Annotated in this window: 20 protein-coding genes; 17 read left to right on the top strand and 3 right to left on the bottom strand. The window is 60.4% G+C overall.

The window, feature by feature from the left end; translation table 11 throughout:
* The first annotated feature begins 12 nt into the window (after window positions 1–12).
* From frc to BLW71_RS24905, 3 genes are all read left to right on the top strand, one after another.
* On the top strand, window positions 13–1,260 hold the full coding sequence (gene frc / locus BLW71_RS24915) for a formyl-CoA transferase (protein ID WP_091802971.1): 1,248 nt from the start codon (window positions 13–15) through the stop codon (window positions 1,258–1,260).
* A 27-nt stretch (window positions 1,261–1,287) separates the two neighbouring features.
* Window positions 1,288–2,106 (top strand): fumarylacetoacetate hydrolase family protein, encoded by an 819-nt coding sequence (locus BLW71_RS24910; protein WP_091802968.1) that lies wholly within the window; start codon window positions 1,288–1,290, stop codon window positions 2,104–2,106.
* A gap of 63 nt (window positions 2,107–2,169) precedes the next feature.
* A complete protein-coding gene (locus BLW71_RS24905) occupies window positions 2,170–3,087 on the top strand; it encodes an NAD(P)(+) transhydrogenase (Re/Si-specific) subunit beta (protein ID WP_091802965.1) in 918 nt (305 codons plus the stop codon).
* Window positions 3,088–3,149: 62 nt separating this feature from the next.
* Here BLW71_RS24905 and BLW71_RS24900 read toward each other — a convergent pair whose 3' ends face one another.
* Window positions 3,150–3,455 carry a hypothetical protein gene (locus tag BLW71_RS24900; protein WP_091802963.1) on the bottom strand — a complete coding sequence of 102 codons (306 nt, stop codon included), beginning with the start codon at window positions 3,453–3,455 and terminating at the stop codon, window positions 3,150–3,152.
* A 96-nt stretch (window positions 3,456–3,551) separates the two neighbouring features.
* Window positions 3,552–4,499, bottom strand: a complete 948-nt coding sequence (locus BLW71_RS24895; protein ID WP_091802961.1) for a LysR family transcriptional regulator — start codon at window positions 4,497–4,499, stop codon at window positions 3,552–3,554.
* A 407-nt stretch (window positions 4,500–4,906) separates the two neighbouring features.
* Here BLW71_RS24895 and oxlT point away from each other — a divergent pair, with 407 nt between their 5' ends.
* The 3 genes from oxlT (at window position 4,907) to BLW71_RS24880 (ending at window position 8,796) form a co-directional block, all read left to right on the top strand.
* Complete coding sequence (oxlT, locus tag BLW71_RS24890) at window positions 4,907–6,250, top strand: oxalate/formate MFS antiporter (RefSeq protein WP_091802959.1); 1,344 nt, start codon at window positions 4,907–4,909, stop codon at window positions 6,248–6,250.
* 30 nt (window positions 6,251–6,280) lie between these two features.
* Window positions 6,281–7,264: a LysR family transcriptional regulator gene (locus BLW71_RS24885; protein WP_091802958.1), complete on the top strand. Its 984-nt coding sequence runs from the start codon at window positions 6,281–6,283 to the stop codon at window positions 7,262–7,264.
* Between the two features lie 80 nt (window positions 7,265–7,344).
* Entirely contained in the window at window positions 7,345–8,796 is a 1,452-nt protein-coding gene (locus BLW71_RS24880; RefSeq protein WP_091802956.1) for an aldehyde dehydrogenase family protein, read from the top strand.
* A 137-nt stretch (window positions 8,797–8,933) separates the two neighbouring features.
* On the opposite strand, the gene BLW71_RS24875 is transcribed toward BLW71_RS24880, so the two are convergent.
* Entirely contained in the window at window positions 8,934–9,911 is a 978-nt protein-coding gene (locus BLW71_RS24875; RefSeq protein ID WP_091802954.1) for a 2-dehydropantoate 2-reductase, read from the bottom strand.
* Window positions 9,912–10,373: 462 nt separating this feature from the next.
* On the opposite strand from BLW71_RS24875, the gene BLW71_RS24870 reads away from it, so the two are divergent.
* From BLW71_RS24870 to BLW71_RS24815, 11 genes are all read left to right on the top strand, one after another.
* Window positions 10,374–11,789, top strand: a complete 1,416-nt coding sequence (locus BLW71_RS24870; RefSeq protein WP_091802952.1) for an undecaprenyl-phosphate glucose phosphotransferase — start codon at window positions 10,374–10,376, stop codon at window positions 11,787–11,789.
* A 155-nt stretch (window positions 11,790–11,944) separates the two neighbouring features.
* Entirely contained in the window at window positions 11,945–13,147 is a 1,203-nt protein-coding gene (locus BLW71_RS24865) for a polysaccharide biosynthesis/export family protein (protein WP_459252302.1), read from the top strand.
* Complete coding sequence (locus BLW71_RS24860; protein ID WP_091802947.1) at window positions 13,144–13,581, top strand: low molecular weight protein-tyrosine-phosphatase; 438 nt, start codon at window positions 13,144–13,146, stop codon at window positions 13,579–13,581. Before BLW71_RS24865 ends, BLW71_RS24860 begins: the two co-directional genes overlap by 4 nt.
* A 3-nt stretch (window positions 13,582–13,584) precedes the next feature.
* Window positions 13,585–15,795, top strand: a complete 2,211-nt coding sequence (locus tag BLW71_RS24855) for a polysaccharide biosynthesis tyrosine autokinase (protein WP_091802945.1) — start codon at window positions 13,585–13,587, stop codon at window positions 15,793–15,795.
* A 132-nt stretch (window positions 15,796–15,927) separates the two neighbouring features.
* Window positions 15,928–17,172, top strand: a complete 1,245-nt coding sequence (gene wecC, locus BLW71_RS24850; RefSeq protein WP_091802943.1) for a UDP-N-acetyl-D-mannosamine dehydrogenase — start codon at window positions 15,928–15,930, stop codon at window positions 17,170–17,172.
* Between the two features lie 39 nt (window positions 17,173–17,211).
* On the top strand, window positions 17,212–18,513 hold the full coding sequence (locus tag BLW71_RS24845) for a flippase (protein WP_286162092.1): 1,302 nt from the start codon (window positions 17,212–17,214) through the stop codon (window positions 18,511–18,513).
* Window positions 18,510–18,989: a glycosyltransferase family 25 protein gene (locus BLW71_RS24840; RefSeq protein ID WP_286162091.1), complete on the top strand. Its 480-nt coding sequence runs from the start codon at window positions 18,510–18,512 to the stop codon at window positions 18,987–18,989. Before BLW71_RS24845 ends, BLW71_RS24840 begins: the two co-directional genes overlap by 4 nt.
* Window positions 18,990–19,043: 54 nt before the next feature.
* Window positions 19,044–20,390: an IS4 family transposase gene (locus BLW71_RS24835; RefSeq protein ID WP_091797797.1), complete on the top strand. Its 1,347-nt coding sequence runs from the start codon at window positions 19,044–19,046 to the stop codon at window positions 20,388–20,390.
* Window positions 20,391–20,802: 412 nt separating this feature from the next.
* The gene (locus tag BLW71_RS24825) at window positions 20,803–22,113 is read left to right on the top strand and encodes an O-antigen ligase family protein (RefSeq protein WP_143048392.1); all 1,311 of its coding nucleotides are present in this window, start codon (window positions 20,803–20,805) and stop codon (window positions 22,111–22,113) included.
* The gene (locus BLW71_RS24820) at window positions 22,103–23,269 is read left to right on the top strand and encodes a glycosyltransferase family 4 protein (RefSeq protein WP_353615894.1); all 1,167 of its coding nucleotides are present in this window, start codon (window positions 22,103–22,105) and stop codon (window positions 23,267–23,269) included. Before BLW71_RS24825 ends, BLW71_RS24820 begins: the two co-directional genes overlap by 11 nt.
* Window positions 23,266–24,057 carry a heparin lyase I family protein gene (locus BLW71_RS24815; RefSeq protein WP_091802938.1) on the top strand — a complete coding sequence of 264 codons (792 nt, stop codon included), beginning with the start codon at window positions 23,266–23,268 and terminating at the stop codon, window positions 24,055–24,057. The genes BLW71_RS24820 and BLW71_RS24815 overlap by 4 nt, the downstream gene beginning before the upstream one ends.
* Window positions 24,058–24,069 lie beyond the last annotated feature (12 nt).

Here is a 24,069-nt window from a genome sequence, read left to right as displayed (position 1 = left end):
AGGAGACAGGACATGAGCAAAGCACTCGACGGCGTGCGCATTCTCGACTTCACGCATGTGCAATCCGGACCGACCTGCACGCAGCTGCTCGCGTGGTTCGGTGCGGACGTGATCAAGGTGGAGCGGGCGGGCGCGGGCGACATCACGCGTGAGCAGTTGCGCGACATTCCGGACGTGGACAGCCTCTACTTCACGATGCTCAACCACAACAAGCGCTCGGTCACGATCGATACGAAGAACCCCGAAGGCAAGCAGGTGCTCGAAGCATTGATCCAGAAATGCGACGTGCTGGTGGAAAACTTCGCGCCGGGCGCGCTCGATCGCATGGGCTTCACGTGGGAGCGGATTCAGGAATTGAATCCGCGCATGATCGTCGCTTCGGTGAAGGGCTTCGGCCCCGGGCCCTACGAAGACTGCAAGGTCTACGAGAATGTCGCGCAATGCGCGGGCGGCGCGGCGTCGACCACCGGCTTCGACGACGGTCCGCCGGTCGTGACGGGCGCGCAGATCGGCGACAGTGGCACCGGCTTGCATCTGGCGCTCGGCATCGTCACGGCGCTCTATCAGCGCACGCACACCGGACGCGGCCAGCGCGTCCTCGCCGCGATGCAGGACGGCGTGCTGAACCTGTGCCGCGTGAAGCTGCGCGACCAGCAGCGGCTCGAACGCACCGGCACGATGAAAGAGTACCCGCAATATCCGAATGGACAGTTCGGCGAAGCAGTGCCGCGCGCGGGCAACGCATCGGGCGGCGGTCAGCCGGGCTGGATCCTGAAGTGCAAGGGCTGGGAGACGGACCCCAACGCGTATATCTACTTCATCACGCAGGCCCCGGTATGGGCGAAGATCTGCAACGTGATCGGCAAGGAAGAGTGGGCGACGGATCCCGATTACGCGACGCCGGCTGCGCGCCTGCCGCGTCTGAAGGACATCTTCGCGGAGATCGAACGCTGGACCATGACCAAGACCAAGTTCGAGGCCATGCAGATTCTCAACAAGTACGACATTCCGTGCGGACCGATTCTGTCGATGAAGGAAATCGCCGAAGAGCCTTCGCTGCGCAAAACCGGCACGATCGTCGAAGTGGATCACCCGACTCGCGGCAAATATCTGACGGTTGGCAATCCTATCAAACTGTCCGACAGCCCGACCGAGGTGACGCGTTCTCCGCTGCTCGGCGAGCATACCGACGAGGTCATGGCCGAACTCGGCTATTCGCCCGAGCAGGTCAGCGCACTGCGCACTGCCGGCGCGATCTAGACGATTCAAGCTAACAGGGAGCAACGAATGGATACGTGGATGCGATTCATGTCGAGCGACGGCGGCGTCGTGTTCGGCCGTGTGGAGGGGGGCTATCTGCACGAGTATGAAAGTCTCGATCAGCCGGTGCCGACCGGCGCCGTGCTCTCGACGCGCGCGCTCGCCCCGATCGCGCCGTGCGCGCCGGGCAAGATCGTCGCGCTGTGGAACAACTATTACGCGCTGGCGGCGAAGCTCGACAAGCCCGTGCCCGCGCATCCGCTCTTCCTGCTGAAGCCGGCGGGTTCGGTGATCGGCTCGGGTGAGCCGATCCGCCGGCCGCTCAGCTACGCGGGCAAGATCGTCTATGAGGGCGAACTCGGCATTGTGATAGGACGGCGCTGCCGCGACGCGAGTGTCGAAGAGGCCGCTGAAGCGATCTTCGGCTACACGCTGGTGAACGACGTCACCGCTGCCGATCTGCTGAACGAGAATCCGCACTTTCCGCAATGGTGCCGTGCGAAGGGCTTCGATACGTTTTGCTGTATCGGGCCGGCGATCGTCTCCGGTTTCGACTGGCAGCGCGCACGTCTTGTCACGACACTCGACGGCGTGGAGCGGCAGAACTATCCGCTCGCCGACATGGTTTTCTCGCCGGCCGAGCAGGTGAGTCTGATCTCACAGGATCTCACGCTCGAACCGGGCGATGTGATTGCGTGCGGCACCTCGGTGGGCGTGGGGTCGATCAAGGACGGCGCGACGGTGTCGATCACGGTCGACGGGATCGGCACGCTGAGCAATACCTTGAGCGCCGCGCGCGCGGTTGCTGTGGCCGGCACGGAGCCAGTCGCGTCGAGCGCCGTCTGAACGGTTGGCTGACTTCGCCATGCATGGGCACGTGCCCATGCATTCCGACTCGGAGGAGCACGCATGCCGCTAGCGTATGACAGTACCGTGTGGTGTTCGCTGGCGCGTTTATTTGCTTCCGTGTTGGCCGTCGCGCTTGCCGCAGTCGGGCAACTGCAGTTCGAACGGCGAGCGAAGCGTCGGCCTGACTGGCACGTCGGCGCGTTGGCCGCCGCACTCGCGGCGCTTCTCGCTGCTGGCATGGGCGCGAGCGACGGCACGATCGGCGCCGCGGTGGCGGGCGCGGTGCTCGGCGCGCGACTGGCGCACGGACGCAACTTGACGCGGCGGCCGCGTCTCGTCGCCCTGTTGGGCAGCGGCATGGGGCTCGCTGTCATGTCGGGTGGTTTTGCGCGTTATCTGTCGTCGGCGGCGCAGGCGAGCGTGGAGCGCGCTGGACTCTGTGTCGCCGTGTTCATCGGCGCGTTGATTTTTGCCACCTCGACGATTGCGTTCTGCAAACTGCGCGGTGTATTGGACTTCGCCGCGGTGGCGCGTCCTGGTCACGATGTCGTCAATCTGCTTGCGCTGCTGCTGTGCGCCTGGCTCGGCTACGGTTTCGTCACCGAACAGGCGCAGCCATTCGGACTGGCCGCGCTACTCGCGATGAGCGCGGTGGCTTGTGCAATGGGTGTGCATCTGATGACCAGCCGCGAGTATTCCAATGCGCGCGAGCAGGGCCACGATTCAGGCGCACTCGCGTTTGCCGCGCGTTGCCACAGTCATAGCGCGACCACGCACAAACGCGGGCTGCTGGAGCGAATCGAATGGCACGGCGGCGAAGAGCAGGCGTGGACGCTGCGCTATGTAACGCGAGCCGACCTGCGAACGGCAGCATATCCGCGCTGTCGAAGCGAACGGCATAGCATGAATGGGGATGGGCGAAAGCGCGCGTGCGCCCACCATCATTCAACTCGCGCCACCACGAGGCGTGCCTTATGAACGCACGCAGCTGTCTGACGACAAGCGCGACGCGTAGCGGGATCGAAATCCCGCCGACGCTCTCAGTCGCCTGTCGCCGTGAACTCGCTGAAGTACTGCGACTTCTTGTGCAGAATCAGTTGAGCGAGGAAGTCGGTATCGTAGGCACGATGGAGATGGGAGTGAAACCGCTCGATATAGGCGGTGATACGGGCCGCTTCACTGTTGAATTCCTTGAGCACGTCGAGCGTGGCGCGATCCCAGCGAAAACGCAGGCCGAGATCGCTGAAAGCGGCGTTGTACGCGCTCAGGTGGGCATCGTCGGGATGGATCGAAGCGGCACGGTCAGGGTGCGCGCTGGCATGGGATTCAACCGAAGCGTGATTCATGATCGGCCTCCTGGGCTGACGAGTGATGGAACTCGCTTGCAGCATAGAAGTCCTGATGAATTTTCAATAGTTAAAGTTTTATTGCTTCTCCATAGCCTACTGCTTATACACGCTCAATTCCCTGACGCGCGTGATCTTCTCGATCAGATTCGCGCCTTCTTCCATGAGGAAGCGCTTGAAGGCGACCGCTACCGGCGGCAGGCGCTTGTTCTTGCGGTGCACCACGTACCAGTTGAGCATGACCGGAAAGCTCTCGACATCGAGCACGACCAGATGACCGAGTTGCAGTTCGAGGCTGATCGTATGCGCGGACAGAAAGGCGATGCCCATGCCCGCGATCACAGCCTGCTTGATCGTCTCGGTGCTCTTGATCTCCATGGCGATCTTGAGGTTGGCAAGGCGCCCGGCGAAACCTTCTTCCATCGAATTCCATGTGTCCGAGCCGCGTTCCCGCACGATGAAGGCTTCATTCGCCAACTGGCCGATCTTGATGTTGCGCTTATGCGCGAGCGGATGCGTGGGCGCCGCCACGATCACGTACGGGTGCGGCGCGAACGGCTCGTTGGTCGCGTCGGTTTCGTGGGGCGGGCGCACCATTACCGCGAGATCGGTCTGGTTGGTAGCGAGCTGATGCAGCAGCTCCTCGCGGTTGTGCACGGCGAGATTGAGCACGACACCCGAATAGCGGCGCGTGAATTCGGCCAGCAGTCGCGGAAAGAAGTAGTCGCCCGCGCTGATCACCGCGACGTTCAGCTTGCCGCCGGAGACGCCCTTGAGCTGACTCATCGCCTCGTCGACTTCGTGGAATTGCTGGATGATCGCGCGGCTGTAGTGAAGCATTTCGGTGCCCGCCGGCGTCAGATAGATTTTTTTGCCGAGTTGTTCGAACAGCGGCAGCCCGGCATGTTCTTCGAGTTGCCGGACCTGAGTGGAGACGGCCGGCTGCGTGAGATGCAATTCCTCGGCGGCGCGCGAGAAGCTCAGGTGGCGCGCCACCGTTTCGAAAACCTTCAGTTGTCGCAGAGTCGCATTTCGCATCGTCATGGCCGATGTATAAGCAAACGTGAATCAACATAATAACAAACTTTAATTATTAGTAATTCAGCAATGACCCTAGCATGACTCTGTATAAGAAAGCGGAAATGCCGCCAGATCGGTGGGTGAAGTACTCGGGTTAACGCTTGGATTTCAGGCCTTGTGGACCGGCGGCGACAGCCTCGTCGCAATGCGAAGTTTTAATTGATCGGAATAAAGTATTTTCAGAATGCGATGAATTAAGCGGGTGGATTTTTAAAGCAACGGATTAAAGACGCAAATATCAGATATTCCCGGAAGCACGGCTTTTCGGGGCACAACCATAAGGTGGGATGTATACAGTCCGGCGCGTCATCGAAGGGACTTCCATCGGGACGTTGGTCGGCTGCACTAAATAAATAGTGGAGACAAGGCTCATGGACGAATTCACTCAGCAGACCAAGGCCCGGGTGTTTTGGGCGAACCGTTGGTGGCAACTCGTCATCGGCATGGTGTGCATGGCACTGGTCGCCAATCTTCAATACGCCTGGACGTTGTTCGTCACCCCGATGAACGCGCGGCATCACTGGGGCGAAGCGTCGATTCAACTTGCGTTTGCAATCTTCATTCTGACTGAGACGTGGCTCGTGCCGCTCGAAGGCTGGCTGGTCGATCGGTTCGGGCCTCGGCCCGTGGTCGCGGGCGGAGCGATATGCGCGGGCATTGCATGGGTGATGAACTCATATGCCACGACCTTGCCGATGCTGTATGTTTCCGCGGTCATCGCCGGGATCGGCGCGGGTGGCGTGTATGGCACCTGCGTGGGCAATGCGTTGAAATGGTTTCCCGACCGGCGCGGTCTTGCCGCAGGTCTCACGGCTGCGGGCTTCGGCGCGGGCGCGGCGGTGACGGTGATTCCGATTGCCAACATGATTACGCGTTCGGGCTATGAGCACACGTTCTTCTTCTTCGGCATTCTGCAAGGCGGATGCATTCTGGCGCTCGCACTGCTGTTGAAGAAGCCGAACCTGCGCCAGCAACCCGCACCGAAGAAGAAGTTCGCCGTTTCGAAGGTGGACTTCACGCCGGGTCAGATGATCAAAACGCCGGTGTTCTGGGTGATCTACGTCTCGTTCGTGGCGGTGGCCGCGGGCGGTCTGATGGCCACCGCGCAGATCGGTCCGATTGCGAAAGACTGGGGCCTCGCACGCATTCCGATGACGATCTTCGGTATGACCTTGCCGCTCCTGACCGCCACGCTTTCCATCGACAACGTCTGCAACGGTTTTACGCGTCCGTTGTGCGGCTTCATCTCCGACAAGCTCGGCCGTGAAAACACCATGTTCGTGATCTTTATCGGCGAGGGTTTGGCGTTGCTCGGCTTGATGCAGTACGGCACCAACCCGTATGCGTTCATGACGTTCGCCGCGTTGATCTTCCTTTTCTGGGGCGAAATCTTCTCGATCTTCCCGGCGATCTGTGCCGATACCTTCGGCAGCAAATATGCGGCTGCCAATGCGGGTACCTTGTACACCGCGAAGGGCACGGCTTCGCTGCTGGTGCCGATTGCTTCAGTGCTGTCGGCGACGGGCGGCTGGAGCCTCGTCTTCATCGTTTCCGCCGTCGTGACGATCGCCGCGGGCATCTCCGCGAAGTTCATACTCGCCCCGATGCGCTCACGCTGGATCGAAACGCACAATGAGCCTCAGGGTGTGCTGGCGGTTGCCGGCACGGGCAAGGCCTCGCGGCTGAGTCACTGGCCTGAGCAGACAGGAGAATAGGGTGAGCGGCCCGCGCCCGGCAGTGACGTCATGAATGTATCGTTGCAGCAACTCAAGGTGTTCGTCGCCGTTGCGCGTGAGCGGAGTTTCACGCGCGCGGCGCGTGAGTTCGAGTTGACGCAATCGGCGGTGAGCCGTTGTATCCGTGAACTCGAAGAAGCGGTCGAACTTAAACTATTCGACCGCACTACCCGCCAGGTCGAACTGACTCATGCGGGCGCGAGTCTCGAACGAAGGATTGGCCGGCTGCTCGATGAAATCGACCTGACGCTGCGTGAAGAGCGAGCCGCTTACGACGGGCATACCGGCGTGGTGGTGCTGGCGAGCAATCCGGTGTTGTCGTCGAGCTGGGTGGCCCAAGGGCTCGCGCGATGCGCGGCGGCTTTTCCCGAGCTGATCGTCTCCGTCAGGGATCAGCCGCAAAGCGGTGTGCTCGCGAGCGTCGAGCAAGGCGAAGTGGACTTCGGCGTGGTCTCGCTCGCCGAGCCGCTCGCCGGCGATCTGTTGCACGCGCAAGTCGTTTTCACGACCCCGCTCCACGCGGTGATGCCGCCCGCGCATCCGCTTGCACGCCATGCGACCGTTGCGTGGAGCGCGTTGCACGAATGGGCGCTCGTTACGCTGAATGCCGATACGGGTGTGCGCGCGGCGCTCGAACTCGCCTTCAATACGAACGGCGTGAAGCGCCGGCCGGTGCAGGAGTTCGGGCATGTCGCGGCAGTGTTGCGCATGGTCGAACTGGGGCTCGGCGTCGGCATATTACCCATCGACGCGCATTGGCCCGCAGTGGGCACGTCACTCGTTAGCCGGCCGCTCGAGCCGGGGATGAGTCTGACGACGCTGCTCGTGCATCGCCGCAACCGTTCCCTGAGGCCCAACGCCGCGGCGGCGTGGGCACAGTTTTCCGCGCCAGCCGGCGCGCCTTCAGACGCCGCCGACGCTCAGCCATCCATTTCCGCAATGCGAACGGGGATGACCGTTGCGCGCGACGGCGCCGTACTCCACGAGCCCTAGTCAGCCCTCATCCCAAACCGGTTCGCAAGCATTCAGCCCATGCAACATCTCAGCCAGCATCTCAAGCAAGGAGCTTCATGATGGAAACTGAAACCGACCTCAGGCGCCATGATCTGCTTATCGACGGCAAGCGCTTGCCGCCCGGCACCGGCGAATATTCCGTCGACATCAACCCCGCCACCGAAGAGCCGATCGCACTGGTTGCACAAGGCAGCTCCGCCGACGTGGACACGGCAGTGCACGCGGCGCGTGCCGCATTGAAAGTATGGAACGCGATACGAACCGCTGAGCGCGGCCGCATTCTGATGCGGTTCGCCGCGCTGATGCGCGCGAATCTCGAAGAACTGGCCGCGCTCGAGAGCCTCGACGCCGGCAAGCCGATCGCCGCGGTCATGCGCCAGGACATTCCGGCCGCGATCGATACGCTCGAATACTACGCAGGCTGGTGCGACAAGATCAACGGCCAGGTCGTGCCGGTGCGCCCCGATGCATTGACATACACGTTGCGTGAACCCGTTGGCGTGGTCGCCGCGATCGTGCCGTGGAATTTCCCGCTGATGATCGGCATGTGGAAGATCGCGCCTGCGCTGGCGTGTGGCTGTACGCTGATCGTCAAACCCGCTGAGATCACGCCGCTGAGCGCATTGCGCATCGGCGAACTGGCACTCGAAGCGGGCGTGCCGCCGGGTGTGCTGAATATCGTCACGGGCAAGGGACGCGTGGTCGGCGATGCGCTGGTCGCGCATCCGGGCGTCGACAAGGTGACGTTCACGGGTTCGCCTGCCGTGGGGCGCGGCATTCTGCAAGGCGCGGCCGGCAACTTCAAGCGCGTCACGCTGGAACTCGGCGGTAAATCGGCCAACCTGATTTTCCCGGATGCCAATCTCGACAATGCGGTGCGCGCCGCGGCGGCGGGGATCTTCTTCAACACCGGTCAGGTGTGTTCGGCAGGCTCGCGCATTCTCGCCCATCGCGATGTGTACGACGAGGTGGTCGAGCGCCTCGCCGCTCGCGCGAAGTCGATCAAGGTCGGCGATCCGTCGGCGCGAGATACGTCCATGGGGCCGCTCATCTCCGCGGCGCAAATGAAGACGGTGTTGGGCTATGTCGAAACAGGGCGCTCCGAAGGAGCGTCGCTTGTGACCGGCGGCGCGCGAGTGGGCGAGCGCGGCTTCTTTGTCGAGCCGACTGTCTTCGCCAACGTCGAGCATGAGATGCGCATTTCGCAGGAGGAGATTTTCGGTCCGGTGGCGAGCGTGATTCGATTCAACGACGAAGCCGACGCGATACGGATCGCCAATGGCACGCTGTATAGCCTCGCCGCGGGCGTGTGGAGCGCGGATATCGGCCGCGTGCATCGGGTTGCGCGCGATCTGAAGGCGGGCACCGTGTGGATCAACACTTACGGCTACACCGATGTGCGCCTGCCGTGGGGAGGCTCCGGCGACTCCGGGTTCGGCCGCGAACACGGCGACGTCGCGATTGAAAACTTCACCGAGCCTAAAGCCGTGTGGCTCGCTATCGACCAGTAGCGACCAGTAGCGACCAGTAGCGACCAGTAGCGACCAGTGGTAACAAGTGGTCGCTAAAGGAAAGAGGATCGAACGCGCATGGCGTTCGATCCTCTTTTGCTTGCAGTCGTTCAACGGCGAGATCGTGTTTCCAGGCCTCACTCTCCCTGCAATGCCATCCGCTCACGCAGTTTGATGAGCGCCAGTACGACATCGATAGTCGGCGTGGGCTCGGCGACGAGGCGGCCCATTTCCTGTACCACCGTCAACAGCGGATCGATCTCCATTGGACGACGATTCTCCAGGTCGACCAGCGTCGAGGTCTTATGCGCGCCGACCGCGCCCGCGCCGTCGATACGCTTTTCCACATCGACGCGAAAGTGCACGCCGAACTGATCCGCAATGCGCTTGGCTTCCAGCATCATCGTGCGCGATACCGCACGGGTGCCGGGGTCGCTGGTGAGCACGTCGAGCGTGGCGTGCGTCAATGCGCTGATCGGGTTGAAGCACAGGTTGCCCCATAGCTTGAGCCAGATTTCGTCGCGGATATTGTCGCGAATCGGCGCTTCGAAACCGGCCGCTTGCATGATCTCGTGCAATTGCTGAATGCGCGGCGTGCGTTCTCCGCTTGGCTCGCCAATCGGGAACTTCTTGCCGTACACATGCTTGATGACGCCGGGTTCGACGATTTCGGCGGCGGGATACAGCACGCAGCCGATCGCCCGTTCAGGGCCGAGCTTTGTCCATTGACCGCCGTCGGGGTCGACGCTCGCGAGCCGCGTGCCGGCGAATCGGCCGCCGTGTTGGTAGAAGTACCAATACGGTATGCCGTTGACGCCCGTGACGATCGCCGTGTGTTTGCCGAGCAGCGGCTGCATCGCATCGACCACGCCGGGCAGCGAATGCGCTTTCAGCGTAATGATCACGAAGTCCTGCACGCCGAGTTCGCGCGGATCGGACGTGCAGCGTACCGGCGCGCTGAACGTCTCGCCGTCCATGATCAGACGCGCTCCGTGTTCGCGCATGGCAGCCAGATGCGCGCCGCGCGCGACGAAACTCACATCCGCGCCGGCGCGTGCCAGCTGCACACCCATCAAGCCGCCAATCGCTCCTGCTCCGAAGATACAGATCTTCATGATGCCGCTCCTCTGACGATGAATAGTCTCCTGCCCGGTGCCGTTTCTCGCCGTACACGGTTTGCGGGTCACTGTTCGAGCATAAGGGGAGGAGACGATTGCAGATAGTTAAAGTTTCTCAACGAGTCCATTAGGGATAGGTTATGGACGACCAGAAACCGGACTGTTTTGGAGAATTCAGAGTCGTTCCCAAAGATTGGATTTCCAAGCTGACGAATGCTGTGACGAGTTGGGAAATTTCCCATCTTTGGACGATCTTGATGGAGGCAGAATGCGATCTCTTTGAAAAGTGATGCATTCAGTCGGCATTGCAAATGAACTGTATTGAGGGCGATGCCATGAGGCCGAGGACTGCTTTGGACTATTCCGTCACGTTCGCGCATGTGGCACCGCAGACCCGTCTGCATGGCGTGGAAGCTGGTGCCCGGCGCCGCGACCCTCACGCGTGTTAGGGCGAGGTCCATGCGAACGGCAATTCGTCAACCCGCCGGCCGGAATTTAGCGGACGTGGACAGCATGTTGGCGCGCCTGCTCGACGTGATGTTGATTGCGTTGGGCGCGTCGTTGGCCTCGCTCGCGTTCGTGCCTCGTCCGGGTCTGTCGATTTTCGAGGGTGCGTTCGTCGCGTTCGATATGGCGTTTGCCATTGTGCTGTTGCCATGGTTCGGCGTGTACGACTCGTGGCGCGGCCGGTCGAAATGGCGTTTGAGTTTCAACATCGTATTCGGCTGGATCGCGGTGCAGGTTTGCGGACTTGCCATGTTGTTCCTGCTTCACCGTGCTGCATCAGTGTCGCGGCTCTGGTGCGTGAGTTGGACCGCGATCACGGCGGTTGGGCTGGTCGTTTCGCGACTGCTGGTGCATGCGGTACTCGGCCGCATGAGGCGGGCGGGAGGCAACCTGCGCACGGTGGCGGTGGTGGGCGTCGGCGCGCATCGCGACCGTGTGATCGCCAATATCGTGCGCTCGCCGGAAGCGGGCTTCCGGATGGTTGCCACGTTCAACACGCGGCAGGGGAACGAGGCTGATTTTCCGGGCTTGCCGTCGTTCGGGTGTCTGCCCGAATTCGCGGACTGGGTACGCTGTGAGCAGGTCGAAGAAGTGTGGCTCGCGCTATCCATGTCAGAGGAGGACACCATGCTGCGGATCCTCGACGAATTCAGCGGCGACCTGGTCAACGTGCGCTTCATTCCTGATGTACGCAGTCTTGCGATGTTCGATCGGAACGTGGTCGATCTGATTGGCACGCCGGCCATCAATCTGATGGCATCGCCGATGACTCCGTACGCGTTGGTTCAGAAGGCGGTTTTCGACCGGCTGTTCGCGCTCACGGCGTTGCTCGCGTTGGCGCCGGTGATGGTGACGATTGCAGTGGCCGTCAAGGCGACGTCGGAGGGGCCGGTGTTGTTCACCCAGCGGCGCAAGGGCGCGGACGGACGTGTGTTTCGCATCTACAAGTTTCGCTCCATGCGCAAGCACGCGGCGCGCACCGGTGTCGTTCGTCAGGCTACGCGTGGCGATCCGCGTGTCACTCGCGTGGGCGCGTTCTTGCGTCGCACGAGTCTCGATGAATTGCCGCAGTTTCTGAATGTGCTGCGCGGGGAGATGTCGGTGGTGGGGCCGCGGCCCCACGCGATCGAACACGATGACGAGTATCGCGGCATCGTCGACGGTTATATCCATCGGTACCGGATCAAGCCGGGTATTACCGGGTGGGCTCAAGTCAATGGTTTTCGCGGAGAGACGGATCGGGTTGAAAAGATGCAGGCACGGGTGGAACACGATCTGTACTACTTGCGTAACTGGTCGTTTGGGTTGGATATGCGGATTGTGTTTGCGACGGTGGTGAAGGGGTTGCGGCATCGGAATGCGTATTGACGCGCGGCTTCATCGCGATCTGAAACCAGATTGATCATGAAGCCGTGCCGATTGTGGAAGACGGCGCATATCCCAGTGGAATATGAATGAAATCTGCCCAATAGCGGGCAGCGAGAACGCGGCTTCGGCGCGTTCTCTTGAATAGGTTGAACAAGATGTTAGCGGTATTTTCAACCCGGCCGGCGTTCAGGCTTGGGGTTTTGATGGCAGCGGTAATCCTGCTGACCGGTGGATGTGCAGTGGCGCCAGGTATGCGAATGGAAACGTCTCGCGTGCAGGACAAGTCGGGTGGGTCCAATACGTCGAGCGTGGTTGGAGAAGCCAGCGAAGGCGCGGCAAGCGAAAAGGCCGATGCAACGGCGGGCACACCGGACATCGCCATCACGGAGGTCGACGCGGAGTTGATCTCGCAACTGGCTCAAAGCCGGAAACAGCAGCAGATCGAACTGTCGCAATTGCTCTCTGGAGCGCCGTTGGCATACACGGTCGGGCCGGGCGATGTGCTGCAAATTGTCGTCTGGGATCATCCGGAATTCGCGGCGGCACTTGGGTCGGCACAAACGCAATCTTCGTCGCGGCCGGGTGATCCGCTCGCTGGATTCGTCGTCGATCAGAACGGCGGCCTGACGTTTCCGTACGCGGGCACCCTGCAAGTGGCCGGCCTGCGCACCGAAGAGATACAGCAACGCTTGAGTAGCGCGCTCGGCAAGTACCTGGTCAAACCGCAAGTGACCGTGCGGATGGCGTCGTATCGGGCGCACCAGGTGTACGTGGATGGAGAAGTGCGTAGCCCCGGCACATTGGCGGTCAACGACGTGCCCATGTCGCTTTACGAAGCAGTGGGCCGCGCAGGTGGATTCAGTGAAGCGGCCGACCAGAGCGACCTCGTTCTGGTTCGCAGCGAACGGTCTTATCGCGTGAACCTGACCCAGATGCTTGCACAGGGATTGAGCCCGTCGCGCCTCTATCTGAAACCAGGCGACCTGCTGCGCGTCGTGTCGCGTGACGAAAACGACGCATACGTGATGGGCGAAGTGAACAAACCGGTCTCTGCGATTCCGCGTCGAACGGGGCGCATGACGCTGGCCGACGCTCTTGCGCAGGCCGGCAGCGTGAATGCTTCGACCGCCGACGCCGCTCAGATGTTCGTGATCCGCGGTTCGCTGGCGGGCACGCCGCAAGTGTTTCACCTCGACGGCCATTCACCGGTCGCGATGCTGCTCGCCAAGGATTTCGAGCTGCAACCGAAGGACGTGGTGTATGTGGATGGTAGCGGTCTCGTTCGCTTCAATCGTGTGCTGAGTTTGTTGATGCCGTTGATCAGCACGGGCTTGACTGCGGGGGTGATTGCGAAATGACCCGGGTTTTGATGGTGTGTGAGGGGAATATCTGCCGGAGTCCGGTGGCGCGGGCACTTCTCGAGCGGGCGCTGCCACTTGTTTCAGTGAGTTCGGCAGGTACGCGAGCGCTCGTTGGCCGGCATGCGGATCCGATGGCGATCCAGGTTGCGCGTGAGCATGGGATGGATATTAGTGGGCATGTGGCAGAGGCACTGAGCGACGAACACGTGCGCGCAGCAGATGTCGTGCTGACCATGACGAACACGCAGCGCGCGTTGATTCTCGATCGATTCCCGTTCGCAAGGGGGAAGGTATTCCGGTTGGGCGAGCATGAGCAACTTGATATTGTGGATCCGTATCAGCGGCATCGTGTCATTTTTGAACTGGCTTTCGCGCAAATCGAGCACAGCGTTTTGAAATGGTGCGAAGACATTGCCAGGTTGATGCACTGAATTATGAAATTACTTGATCGGGAACGCTCGGCCGACGCGCTGAGCGAAAAGGAAATCACGCTGTCCGATGTCATTGCCTTGTTGGGCGAGAACCGGCTTCTCATTGCGCTGACCACTGCGGCAATGCTGTTTCTCGGCGTGGCCTATGCGTTTTTCGCCACGCCATTGTACAAAGCCGATGTGATGATTCAGGTCGACAGCGACCCTGGCAGTGATACGCTCAACGACAAACTCGGCGACCTTGCATCGTTGTTCCAGAGCAAGGTGTCGACCGACGCCGAAATTGAACTGATCCGATCGCGGAGGGTGGTGGAAGAAACTGTCCGTAGTTTGCATCTCGACGTGAAGGCAACGCCGTACCGGTTTCCCTTAATCGGCGCGCTGGTCGCGCGGTATGTGACCGCAGGCGCTCCGGCGGATCCCGTCTTGGGGATGAGTCGTTTCGCGTGGGGCGGTGAGAGTCTGGATGTGATGCAATTCGACGTCCCCGCCGCGCTTTACGATCAGTCTTTCAGATTGATGGTGGAGGCGAACCAGGCATTCGAACTCCAGGGCCCTGATGGCCGCACGGTGCTGCACGGCCATATTGGCGCCACGGCGCAGGGTATGACACGGTATGGTCCGGTGCAACTGAGCGTGAACCGCATGGTTGCGCGCGCGGGCACGTCGTTCAATCTGGCGAGGGCCTCGACACAACTTACGGCAGCGGATCTGCAAAGCGCGCTCAATATCAGGGAGAAGGCGAAACAGTCGGGCATTGTCGCTGTCTCGCTTGAAGGCGCGGACGCGGCGAGCGCCGCTGCGACCGTTAACCGTGTTGCGAGCATTTACGTTCAGCGAAATGTGGACAGGAAGTCTGCGCAGGCACAGCAGATGTTGCAGTTCCTCGGCGAACAACTTCCTCAGTTACGCGCGGGCCTTGACGAAGCCGAGGCGAAATATAACGCGTTCCGCACCGGGAAAGGCACCGTCGATCTGGAGGCCGAAGGCAAACTCCTGTTGCAGTCAATCGTCGATAGTCAAACCAGGTTGATCGAGTTACAGCAACAACGTTCTGCGCTTGCACAACGGTACACGGTCGAACATCCCTCAGTGCAGGCTATCGACGCCCAGATTGCGGAACTGCAGAAACAGCAGGTTGCTTTCAATGAGAAAGTCGCTGCTTTGCCGAATGTTCAGCAACAGGAACTCCGTCTCCTGCGCGATGTGCGGGTCGATACGGACCTGTACACGAAGCTGCTGGATAGCGCGCAGCAATTGCGCGTATTAAAGGCGGGCCAGTTGGGGAACGTTCACACAGTCGACTACGCCGAGGTGGCCGAAAGGCCCGTGAAGCCGAAGAAAACCTTGGTGATTGCGTTGTCGGGTGTCATCGGTCTGCTGCTCGGATGCTCCGTCGCATTTGTGCGCAGCACGCTGAATTGCGGGCTCGAGACCCCGTCGGAAATCGAAGGCGCTGTCGGCGTGCCGGTATACGCGATCGTCTCGAAGAGCACGCGGCAGCGGGCGCTACAACAGGCGGCGCGTGGTGGCGTGCAGGGCTTGAACGTGCTCGCGGCGGTTCAGCCCGACGATATCGCGGTCGAAGGAATCCGCAGTCTGAGGACCGCATTGCAATTCGGCTTGCTCAAATCGCACAACAACATCGTGATGTTGACGGGGCCGCGGCCAGGAGTCGGCAAGTCGTTTCTCTCGGTGAACTTGTCCGCGGTGCTATCGGCAGGCGGTAAGCGCGTTCTGTTGATCGACTCGGATATGCGCCGGGGCGACGTGCACAGGTACTTCTCGCTTCCCGGTAAGCCGGGTCTGTCCGATGTGATCGGTGGAGTCGAACCGGCCAGTGCTGTCCATTGTCAGGTTCTGCCGAACCTCGATGTACTCACGAGTGGAAGCATGGCCTCCAGTCCGGCTGAAATGCTGATGAGCGATGCCTTCGGAAAATTGCTCGCGCATTTCAGCAAGCTGTACGACGTGGTGATCGTCGACTCGCCGCCGGTGCTCGCGGTGACCGACCCGGTGCTGGTGGCCAAACACGCCGGCCTGACATTGCTCGTCGTCCGTCACGGACGCCACTCGGCCGCCGAGCTCCAGGAAAGCACGCGACAACTGGGTAGCGCGGGCCGCGCCGTCGACGGTGTCCTGTTGAACGGCGTGCCCCATCGCGCCAGCACGTATGGCGCATTCTCCGAGTATGGGGCGGAAAAGGCCAGGTAATCGATTTCAACAAACTGCCGCGGATCGGTGCGGTGCCTTCCACGGCGGTCGTATCGCGTCACGCCCGGGTTCGCGAAGTCCGGCTCCAGCGGTATGAGCGAACACAATTTGCCTACGGATATTAGAAAAGAAATGGATTTTGAAACTGTTTCGGTAGTTGGCCTCGGCTACATCGGTCTGCCGACTGCAGCCGCATTTGCGGCGCGCCGCAAGCGTGTTATCGGCGTGGACATTAGTCAGCATGCGGTCGACACCATTAACCGCGGCGCCATTCACATTGTCGAGCCGGAACTCGACATGCTGGTGCACGCGGCGGTAACGCAAGGCTATCTGCGTGCGACCATCACGCCTGAGCCGGCAGATGCGTTTCTTATCGCGGTGCCGACACCTTTCTCGGACGGCTACAAACCGGACCTCCGTTTCATCGAGGCGGCGAGCCACGCGATTGCGCCGGTGCTCAAGAAGGGTGATCTCGTGGTGCTCGAATCGACATCGCCGGTCGGCACGACTGAACAGATGGCGGCCTGGATGTCGGAGCTTCGTCCCGATCTCACTTTTCCGCAACAGGCTGGCGAGCTATCCGACATCCGTATCGCACATTGTCCGGAGCGCGTGCTGCCCGGTCACGTGATTCGGGAACTGGTTGAGAACGACCGCGTAATTGGCGGCATGACGCCACGGTGCAGCGAATTGGCACGCGAACTCTATCAAAGCTTCGTGCGCGGCGATTGCATCTTGACGGATGCTCGAACAGCCGAGATGTGCAAGCTTACCGAGAACTCATTCCGCGACGTGAACATTGCCTTCGCGAACGAACTCTCGATCATTTGCGACAAGCTCGATATCAACGTGTGGGAACTGATCCGGCTTGCGAACCGGCATCCACGTGTAAGCATCCTGCAGCCAGGCCCTGGAGTGGGAGGTCATTGCATCGCCGTCGACCCTTGGTTCATCGTCGATTCAGCGCCCGAGCAGGCGCGTCTGATTCGTACCGCGAGAACCGTCAACGACGCCAAGCCTGGCTATGTCATCGACCGCGTCGAGCGCGCTGCGCGACGGTTCAAGGAGCCGGTGATCGCATGTCTCGGGCTGGCCTTCAAAGCGAATATCGACGACTTGCGTGAGAGCCCGGCAGTCGAAATCGCTGACGAACTCGCGGAGAGATTCGCGGGGCAGGTGGTGGTCGTCGAACCCAATGTCAGAACCTTGCCCGCGGCGCTCGACGGTAAGGTGCGGCTCTGCGAATTGAACGAAGCGCTGTTGGAGGCGGACATCATCGTCATTCTGGTCGACCATGCGCAGTTCCGGCGCGTGGATCCAGTCCGCTTCCAGGCGAAGGTCGTGATCGACACGCGCGGCGTGCTGGCGCATGCGTAGTGCGCCCCGTCCTTCAACGTTCACATGCCGAGGAATCGCGTGAGCGATCAATATGCAACGCGCGCGGATTCGGCGGTGAAAACGTCACGCATCCGCTCGAACTTCGTCGCCATGATGGTGTGGCAGGTCGGTAACTACCTCGTGCCATTGGCGACGTTTCCCTATCTGACGCGTGTGCTCGGCGCGGCGCATTTCGGCGTGCTTGGCTATGCGACGGCGATCGCTACGTACGGAATGCTTGTGACGGAGTGGGGATTCTTTCTCAGCGGTCCGAGGGCGGTCGTTGAACGTCGAGGGCAACCGGAGGCACTGAACGAGCTCGTCTGGTCGACGATGATCGCCAAAGCATGCCTGTGCTCGCTCTCGTTCGCAGTTCTGCTGGTCGTTGCCTACTTTGATCGCAAACTGGCTTCGGTCTTTCCCGTGGTACTCGCTGCTTGGTCGATGGCGGTTGGTAATGTCTTTACACTGAACTGGTTGTTGCAGGGACTCGAGCGGTTCTCCGCATTTGCGACCGTCGCACTGGCGGGCCGCTTTGTAGCCTTGCCGCTGACGTTCGTCTTCGTCCGCCACAGTGACGATGTTGCCTGCGCAGCAGGAATCCAGGGGGGAGCCGCGGTTTTAACGGGACTCTTTTCTCTGATTGCCGCACGGCAACTGGGTGTTCTGCGCCTTCCATCGGCATCGCTACGTTCGGTCTCCCAGCGTGTTCGGGAAAGCGCCGACATGTTCGTTTCATCGGCGTCGGTGAGTCTTTTCGGCATAACGAACGCAGTTGTTCTCGCGTCAATGACGACGCCGTATCAGGTGGGCATCTATACGGCAGCCGAGAAGCTCAAGGCCGTGGCCAATATGGTGCCGGCTCAAATCAATACGGTTTGCTACCCGCGTATCGCGTCGATGTTCCTTGCGCAACCGCGGTCGGCTGCCCGGCTCACGGCGATCGGCGCGCTTGCCATCGTGTCGACGACACTGGCCGGACTGGCGGTCATCGCCTATGTGTCGACACCGCTTACTACTTTGATTTTGGGTGCCGGCTATGCGGGTAGCGCGTCGCTGCTGAAGCTGCTTTGCCTTGCAAGCGTGTTCGGCAATCTGGCCTATTTTCTTGGATTGCAAGTACTGGTGCCGTTCGGGAATGCTCGCGTGCGGTCGCTGTTGATGCTGGCGGCTGGCGCGCTGAACGTTGGCCTGGCAATTGTTCTGACGCCGCGTTTCGGCGCCGATGGCGCCGCGGTGTCGCTTCTTACCGCTGAGGCGCTGTTGCTTGCCGTGTATGTCTCGATGATCTTGAGCAAGCCAGTGCTGCGCCACCACTTTACCCAATTGTTGATTCGATGATGCCAAGCCTGGTCCCTGTTCATGTCATATCCCTGTCTCGTTCCGGCCGCCGCGATGCAATTGCCGGATTATTGGGTGACCATGACGCGCCATTCCGTTTCGAGGACGCTGTCGATGGGCGTTGCCTTACTCAGATCGAACTGGATGCCGCCTACGACGATGTTGCGGCTCGCCGTCGTTACGGACGCTCATTGACCCGTGCGGAAGTGGCGTGCTTTATGAGCCATCGCTCGGTGTGGCGCAAGATTGTTGAAGCGGGTCGCGCTGCGGTAATCCTCGAAGACGATGCGATCCTCGAACCGGCATTCTTTGATGATGTGCTGCGTATCAACGAGTCCGAGTTGTCGGCCATTGCCGATATTGTTCTGCTTGGACAATCCAAATTGCGCCGCTCAGAGTCATCGTGGACCTACTTCAATGCATCTCTTTATACACAACTCGACACTTGCGGCAAGGATGGTGGAGTAAAAAATTAGCCGCAAGGGGGTTGTTAACTGTGCGGATTTCGCGTTTACTCTCGGATTTTCAGCATGAAGATCCGAGACGACGCAGGAGCATGGGTGGACGAGGAATTTGAGACGCTGGATCTGGGTGATCCACGGCGAGACCGGCGCGCGAAGGAGCTGGTCAAACGGTTCGCCAGCCGACCCACGGCTAGCATTCCGGGCGCGTGCGAAGGCTGGTCAGAGACGATCGCTGCATATCGCTTTTTGGGCAATGAGCACATCGACTGGCGCGACATGATGCAGCCGCATTGGGACCGTACCACGGCACGCATGGGGCAGTTGCCGGTGGTGCTGTGCATTGCCGATACGACAGAGCTGAACTTTAACGGTCAGGATATCGAAGGGGCTGGCCCGCTCTGTTATGAAGCACAGGTGGGCATGTATCTTCACGCGACCTATGCGGTGACACCGGATCGGGAGCCGCTGGGTGTGATGAACGCATGGATGTGGGCGCGCGAACCACGCGATGCAAACGGCAAGCGTGGGGGCGTTAAGGAAAGTGCGCGGTGGATCGAAAGCTATGAGATCGTGGCCGAACAGGCACGGGCCCTGCCTGACACGCGGCTGGTGTATGTGGCCGATCGTGAAGGCGACATCGCCGCGCTCATGCAGCGTGCGCAGGAACTGGGTGAACCGGCGGACTGGCTGATGCGCTCGCAACACAATCGCGCGCTCAAGGGCGAAGCAAGTTTGTGGGAGACGGTGCACGCCAGCAGGGTACTCGGCCACATCAGCTTCGTGCTGCCCGGGCGCAGCGGCCAGAAGGCGCGTGAAGTGAGGCAGGAACTGCGTAGCCAGCGCGTCACGCTGCCCGGGCGTGCCGGTGTCAAGCTCACCTGCGTCGAGGCGTATGAAGTGGATGCGCCAGCGGGTGTGAAGCCCGTTATCTGGCGTCTTGTGACCAACCGCGAAGCAGGTGATGCGCATGCCCTCATCGAACTCGTTGACTGGTACCGCGCGAGGTGGGAAATAGAAATGTTCTTCAACGTCCTGAAGAACGCCTGCGGGGTCGAGGCACTGCAACTCTCACAGATGGAGCGGGTAGAAAAGGCGCTCGTGCTGTACATGGTCGTATCGTGGCGTATCGCGCGGCTCATGCGTGTGGGCAGGACCTGTCCGGAGTTGGACGCGTCGCTGTTCTTTGCGGCTGACGAGATACACGGCGCCCATGTGCTCTGTAAGAAAGCGCGTCCCAAAAAACCGCCGACGCTCAACCAGATGATACGGATGGTCGGCTCACTGGGCGGATTTCTCGGGCGCAAGAACGACGGCGAACCAGGCGCGAAGACGCTATGGATTGGCATGCAGCGAGTTATGGATGCTGTGATCACCATACAGATCTTGCGCGACGGCTATGACACTTCTGTATAACGAGATGACTTCAATGAGCCGCTCAGACGAGTCACGGCGATTGGCGGACTGCGTATCGGTGTTCCGTTCAAACAGTGGACATCGGGATCCGTGGGCTACTGGATCTCAGCGCGGGCGGCCAGTCAGGCTCTCGCCTATTCGGAAGGCCCACTCGGCGCTTTGCTCGATGACTGGCCATGGCATCGCGACGAGGGCGGCGCTCGCGTAGCCGAATTGCGTCCCTATGCCGTGTGGGAGGATTTCGAACGGTTGCCAAGCAGTATCGAAGAGGAGCGTGGAGCAGGGATAAGATCGCGCGCGTCATTGCATGACGTGGCACTTTGGCCGATGCGCCTCTTGCGAACCGCGGCTCGTTGGAGCGTGGTTGCATTGCAGCGGTCGTCATCGGTGAGCCATGCGGCAAGCGTGCGCCATGACTGACGCCGTATTCGTGCAGCAGGGGAACCGATTGGCGGCGCATGAGCCGACTCGCCAGCCTGGAACGCCATTGATATGGATGGTGTTCGCGGGCGGACTCGCGCTATCGCCGTTCGCGGACTACCTGTCAGTCCTGGCTGCGCATGGAATCGAGAGCGCGGGCGGTGACGCGCGTTTCTCGCTGTTCGTGCGCGGAAGCATGGTGGGCGGACTGATACTGTTTATGCTCGCAGGCGGCCGGATAAGGCTTTCAAGTTGGCGTACGGCGCTACTGGCCGTGCTGGCGATCATCGCGTCGGCAGGGGCGGTCGTATTCGGGGATGTGACAAGCGCCGAGTTTACGCAGCAAGCTGTTTTCGTTCTCAAAGTATTCTCTTTTTTTGTCTGTCTCGCAGCGCTCTCGGGAATGAGCGACAGCCAACTTGAGAAACTCGAACCGATCGTGCGTTTGACGCTGTTTGCCTACGCGTTGGCAATCGTGGTGGGCGCGGTGTTCTCGATCGATATGTTTCGCAGCTATTGGGCTGAAACGCAAATCCGCTCTGGTTACAAGGGCATTGTGTACGCGCAGAACGAAGCGTCCGCCCTCATGATCGTGGCGCTTGGCTATGGCCTGCTCAGAGTTTTGACGTCGGGCTGGACGGTATGGAACGGCGCCCTGGTCGGCAGCGTCGTGCTCGCTTCATGCCTTGTTGGCACCAAGGCGGCGATGGCAGGAGCGCTTGCCATGACATGTTCGTATTTGTATTGCCGGCATCGGGTGCCGCAAGCGACCTTGCGCGCGGCGGCTCTCGTTGCAGTACTGGTTGGCCTGGCGGGGGCCGTCTACCTGTCGCTGCCGGGCGTGCGAAGCGCTGTCGATCTCAGTCTGCAATATTTCATGTATCAGCATGATCACGCCGGCGAGGGCGGAATGCTCACCATGATTTTATCCGGGCGCGACGTCAAGTTTTCGAATGTATGGGACGAGGTGGCAAGCGAAGGCTTTGTGCCATTGCTCACGGGCGGCTATCCGGTAGTGCGCTATCTGGTTGAGATCGACGTGCCTGATCTGGTGCTGGCGATGGGTTTGCCAGTTTGTGTTCTGTATTTGTGGCGTGTTGGAAGGGCGTTCTTATATCGCGGAAACGGGGCCGTCCCGGGCTTTGGCAAATGGTTTTATATCGTTTTGATGGGAACGGCTTGCACTGCGGGGCATGTGCTTGTCTCTGCAATCGTCAGCCCATATCTCGCCATGATTGCTGTGCTCGTCGAGCGTGGTGCGGCAGATCTCCGCCCTCTAACGAGAAGGTTGGATGGTGAATAAGCGTCGGGACAATAACGCGCGCCCGCCTCATGAACCGGCGTCGATGCGCGTGCTGCACGTGGGACCAGGACAGGGGCAGCGAGGCGGCATTGCATCTGTTCTCGCCGAGCTGGGCGCGCAACGGGCGAGGTTTCTGCATGCCGGTGTAATGCTGGCCATCTTCGAAACGCATGGTTTTCAAAGCCTGAGATCACTATTGTGCTTTCTGCTAGTCGATATTCCGTGCTTTCTATTCGCGCTGCTCAAGGGTGTCGACCTGATTCATTTCCATGTGTCGGTCCGAGGTTCTTTCTACCGAAAATTCATGTTGTATCTGCTTGCGCGTCTGTGCGGGAAAAAGACAATCTTTCATCTGCATGCAGGTAATTTCCAATACTTTTGGACCCGCAGTGGATCTGCCACTCGCAAAGCGGTGTTGTGCTTCATTCGCGGAGCAGACGCGGTGGTAGCTGTGTCATCGGCAATTGCGGCGGAACTGCGGATCCATCAGGGTGTTGCGCATGATCTGCATGTAATCGGGAACACGGCGTATAGCGCTGAATTGGCGGCAGGCGCGGCTTTGCAGGACTTCCCAAGCGCGACGGGCACGGACGCGATGCCATACGTCGCTTTTGCCGGCAGATTCACGGAGGGCAAGGGGCTCGACGAGTTACTGAGGGCGGTTGCGTCGCTGAACCGACAAGGCATCGAGGTTGAGCTGCGCTTGGCGGGCGCCGGCGATATGGCTAGATGGAATCGTGCGGCGATCGACTGCGGCGTGAGTGAGCGGGTGCGCTTTGTCGGATGGTTACAGGGCGATGCAAAGCTCGCGTTCTATCGCGACGCGGCCGTGTTTTGCATGCCGAGTCATTTTGAAGCGTTCGGCATCTCGACACTGGAGGCGATGTTTATCGGTCGCCCAGTGATCGGTACGCGAGTCGGTGGGTTCCTCGATCTGGTCGAGGAGGGGGTGACGGGCTACCTCGTCCGTTGCGGCGACGCTGACGAGCTGGCGGAAAGAATCCGGCAGGTGGTCGAAAGCCCCGATCTTGCACGCGCAATGGGGCGGCAAGCGGTGTCAAGAGCCTTAAGCCGTTATTCGGTTGACGCGATTGTCGGTCAATACGTTCGATGCTATCGGAAAGTGGGTGATTCCCAACGGGAGCGGCTGATATGAGTTATGGATGGTTGCTGATTTGCCTTCTGGGAAGTTTAAGTATTGCCCGCGCCCAGGATATCGGAGTCGCGTGGACCGATCCGCAAATGAGCGCGTGGGCGAGCACGTACGACAAGCTGTTCTCGACGGCGTGGAAGGATGGTATCGATGCAGGCATTGGCGTTCAGGCAAATCCCGGCGGTATCACCGTGGTCGACGACCCGGTGGTTGCCGGACGCAAGGCCTTGCGTATTCATATGACTCGATCCGAAGACTTTTCGAAGATCGCGAACGGCGTTCCTCGAGCAGAGTTGATCTTTCCGCGAGCGGTGAGTTTTTCGCAGGGAACAGACTATCTGATCAGATGGAGCACGTTCATACCCGTTGGTTTCACTTTCGACGCCAGGCAGGCGGTCATCATCACCCAGGTACATCAAGGTGAATGGACCGGCGGCCCAACGATCGCGTTGAGTTTGCAAGGTAAGCAGTACGCCATTTCGGAGCGTGGAGGGGCGAATACAGCGACTGTTTCCGCCGGCAAGTGGCTGTGCTGCGCGGACGCTGACGAGGGCAAGTGGGTCAACTGGTCGCTGCGCTATGTGGGCGACGATTCCGGTCACCACGCTTCGACCCAGTTGTGGAGGGACGGACGGTTGGTGTTTGCATCGCAAGGGGTACCGAATGCCTACATGGGTGTGCAGGACGCGTATTTGAAAATGGGACTGTACAAGTCTGGGTGGAATGGTTCTGCGTCCGATGTCAGCGAGATTACGTTGTTTTTTGGACCGGTTTCGGTGTCGAAGAAATAAAGGCAACATCCG

The sequence above is a fragment of the Burkholderia sp. WP9 genome (assembly GCF_900104795.1).
Classification (GTDB): Bacteria; Pseudomonadota; Gammaproteobacteria; order Burkholderiales; family Burkholderiaceae; genus Paraburkholderia.
This window is presented reverse-complemented; position numbering and strand designations above follow the sequence as displayed.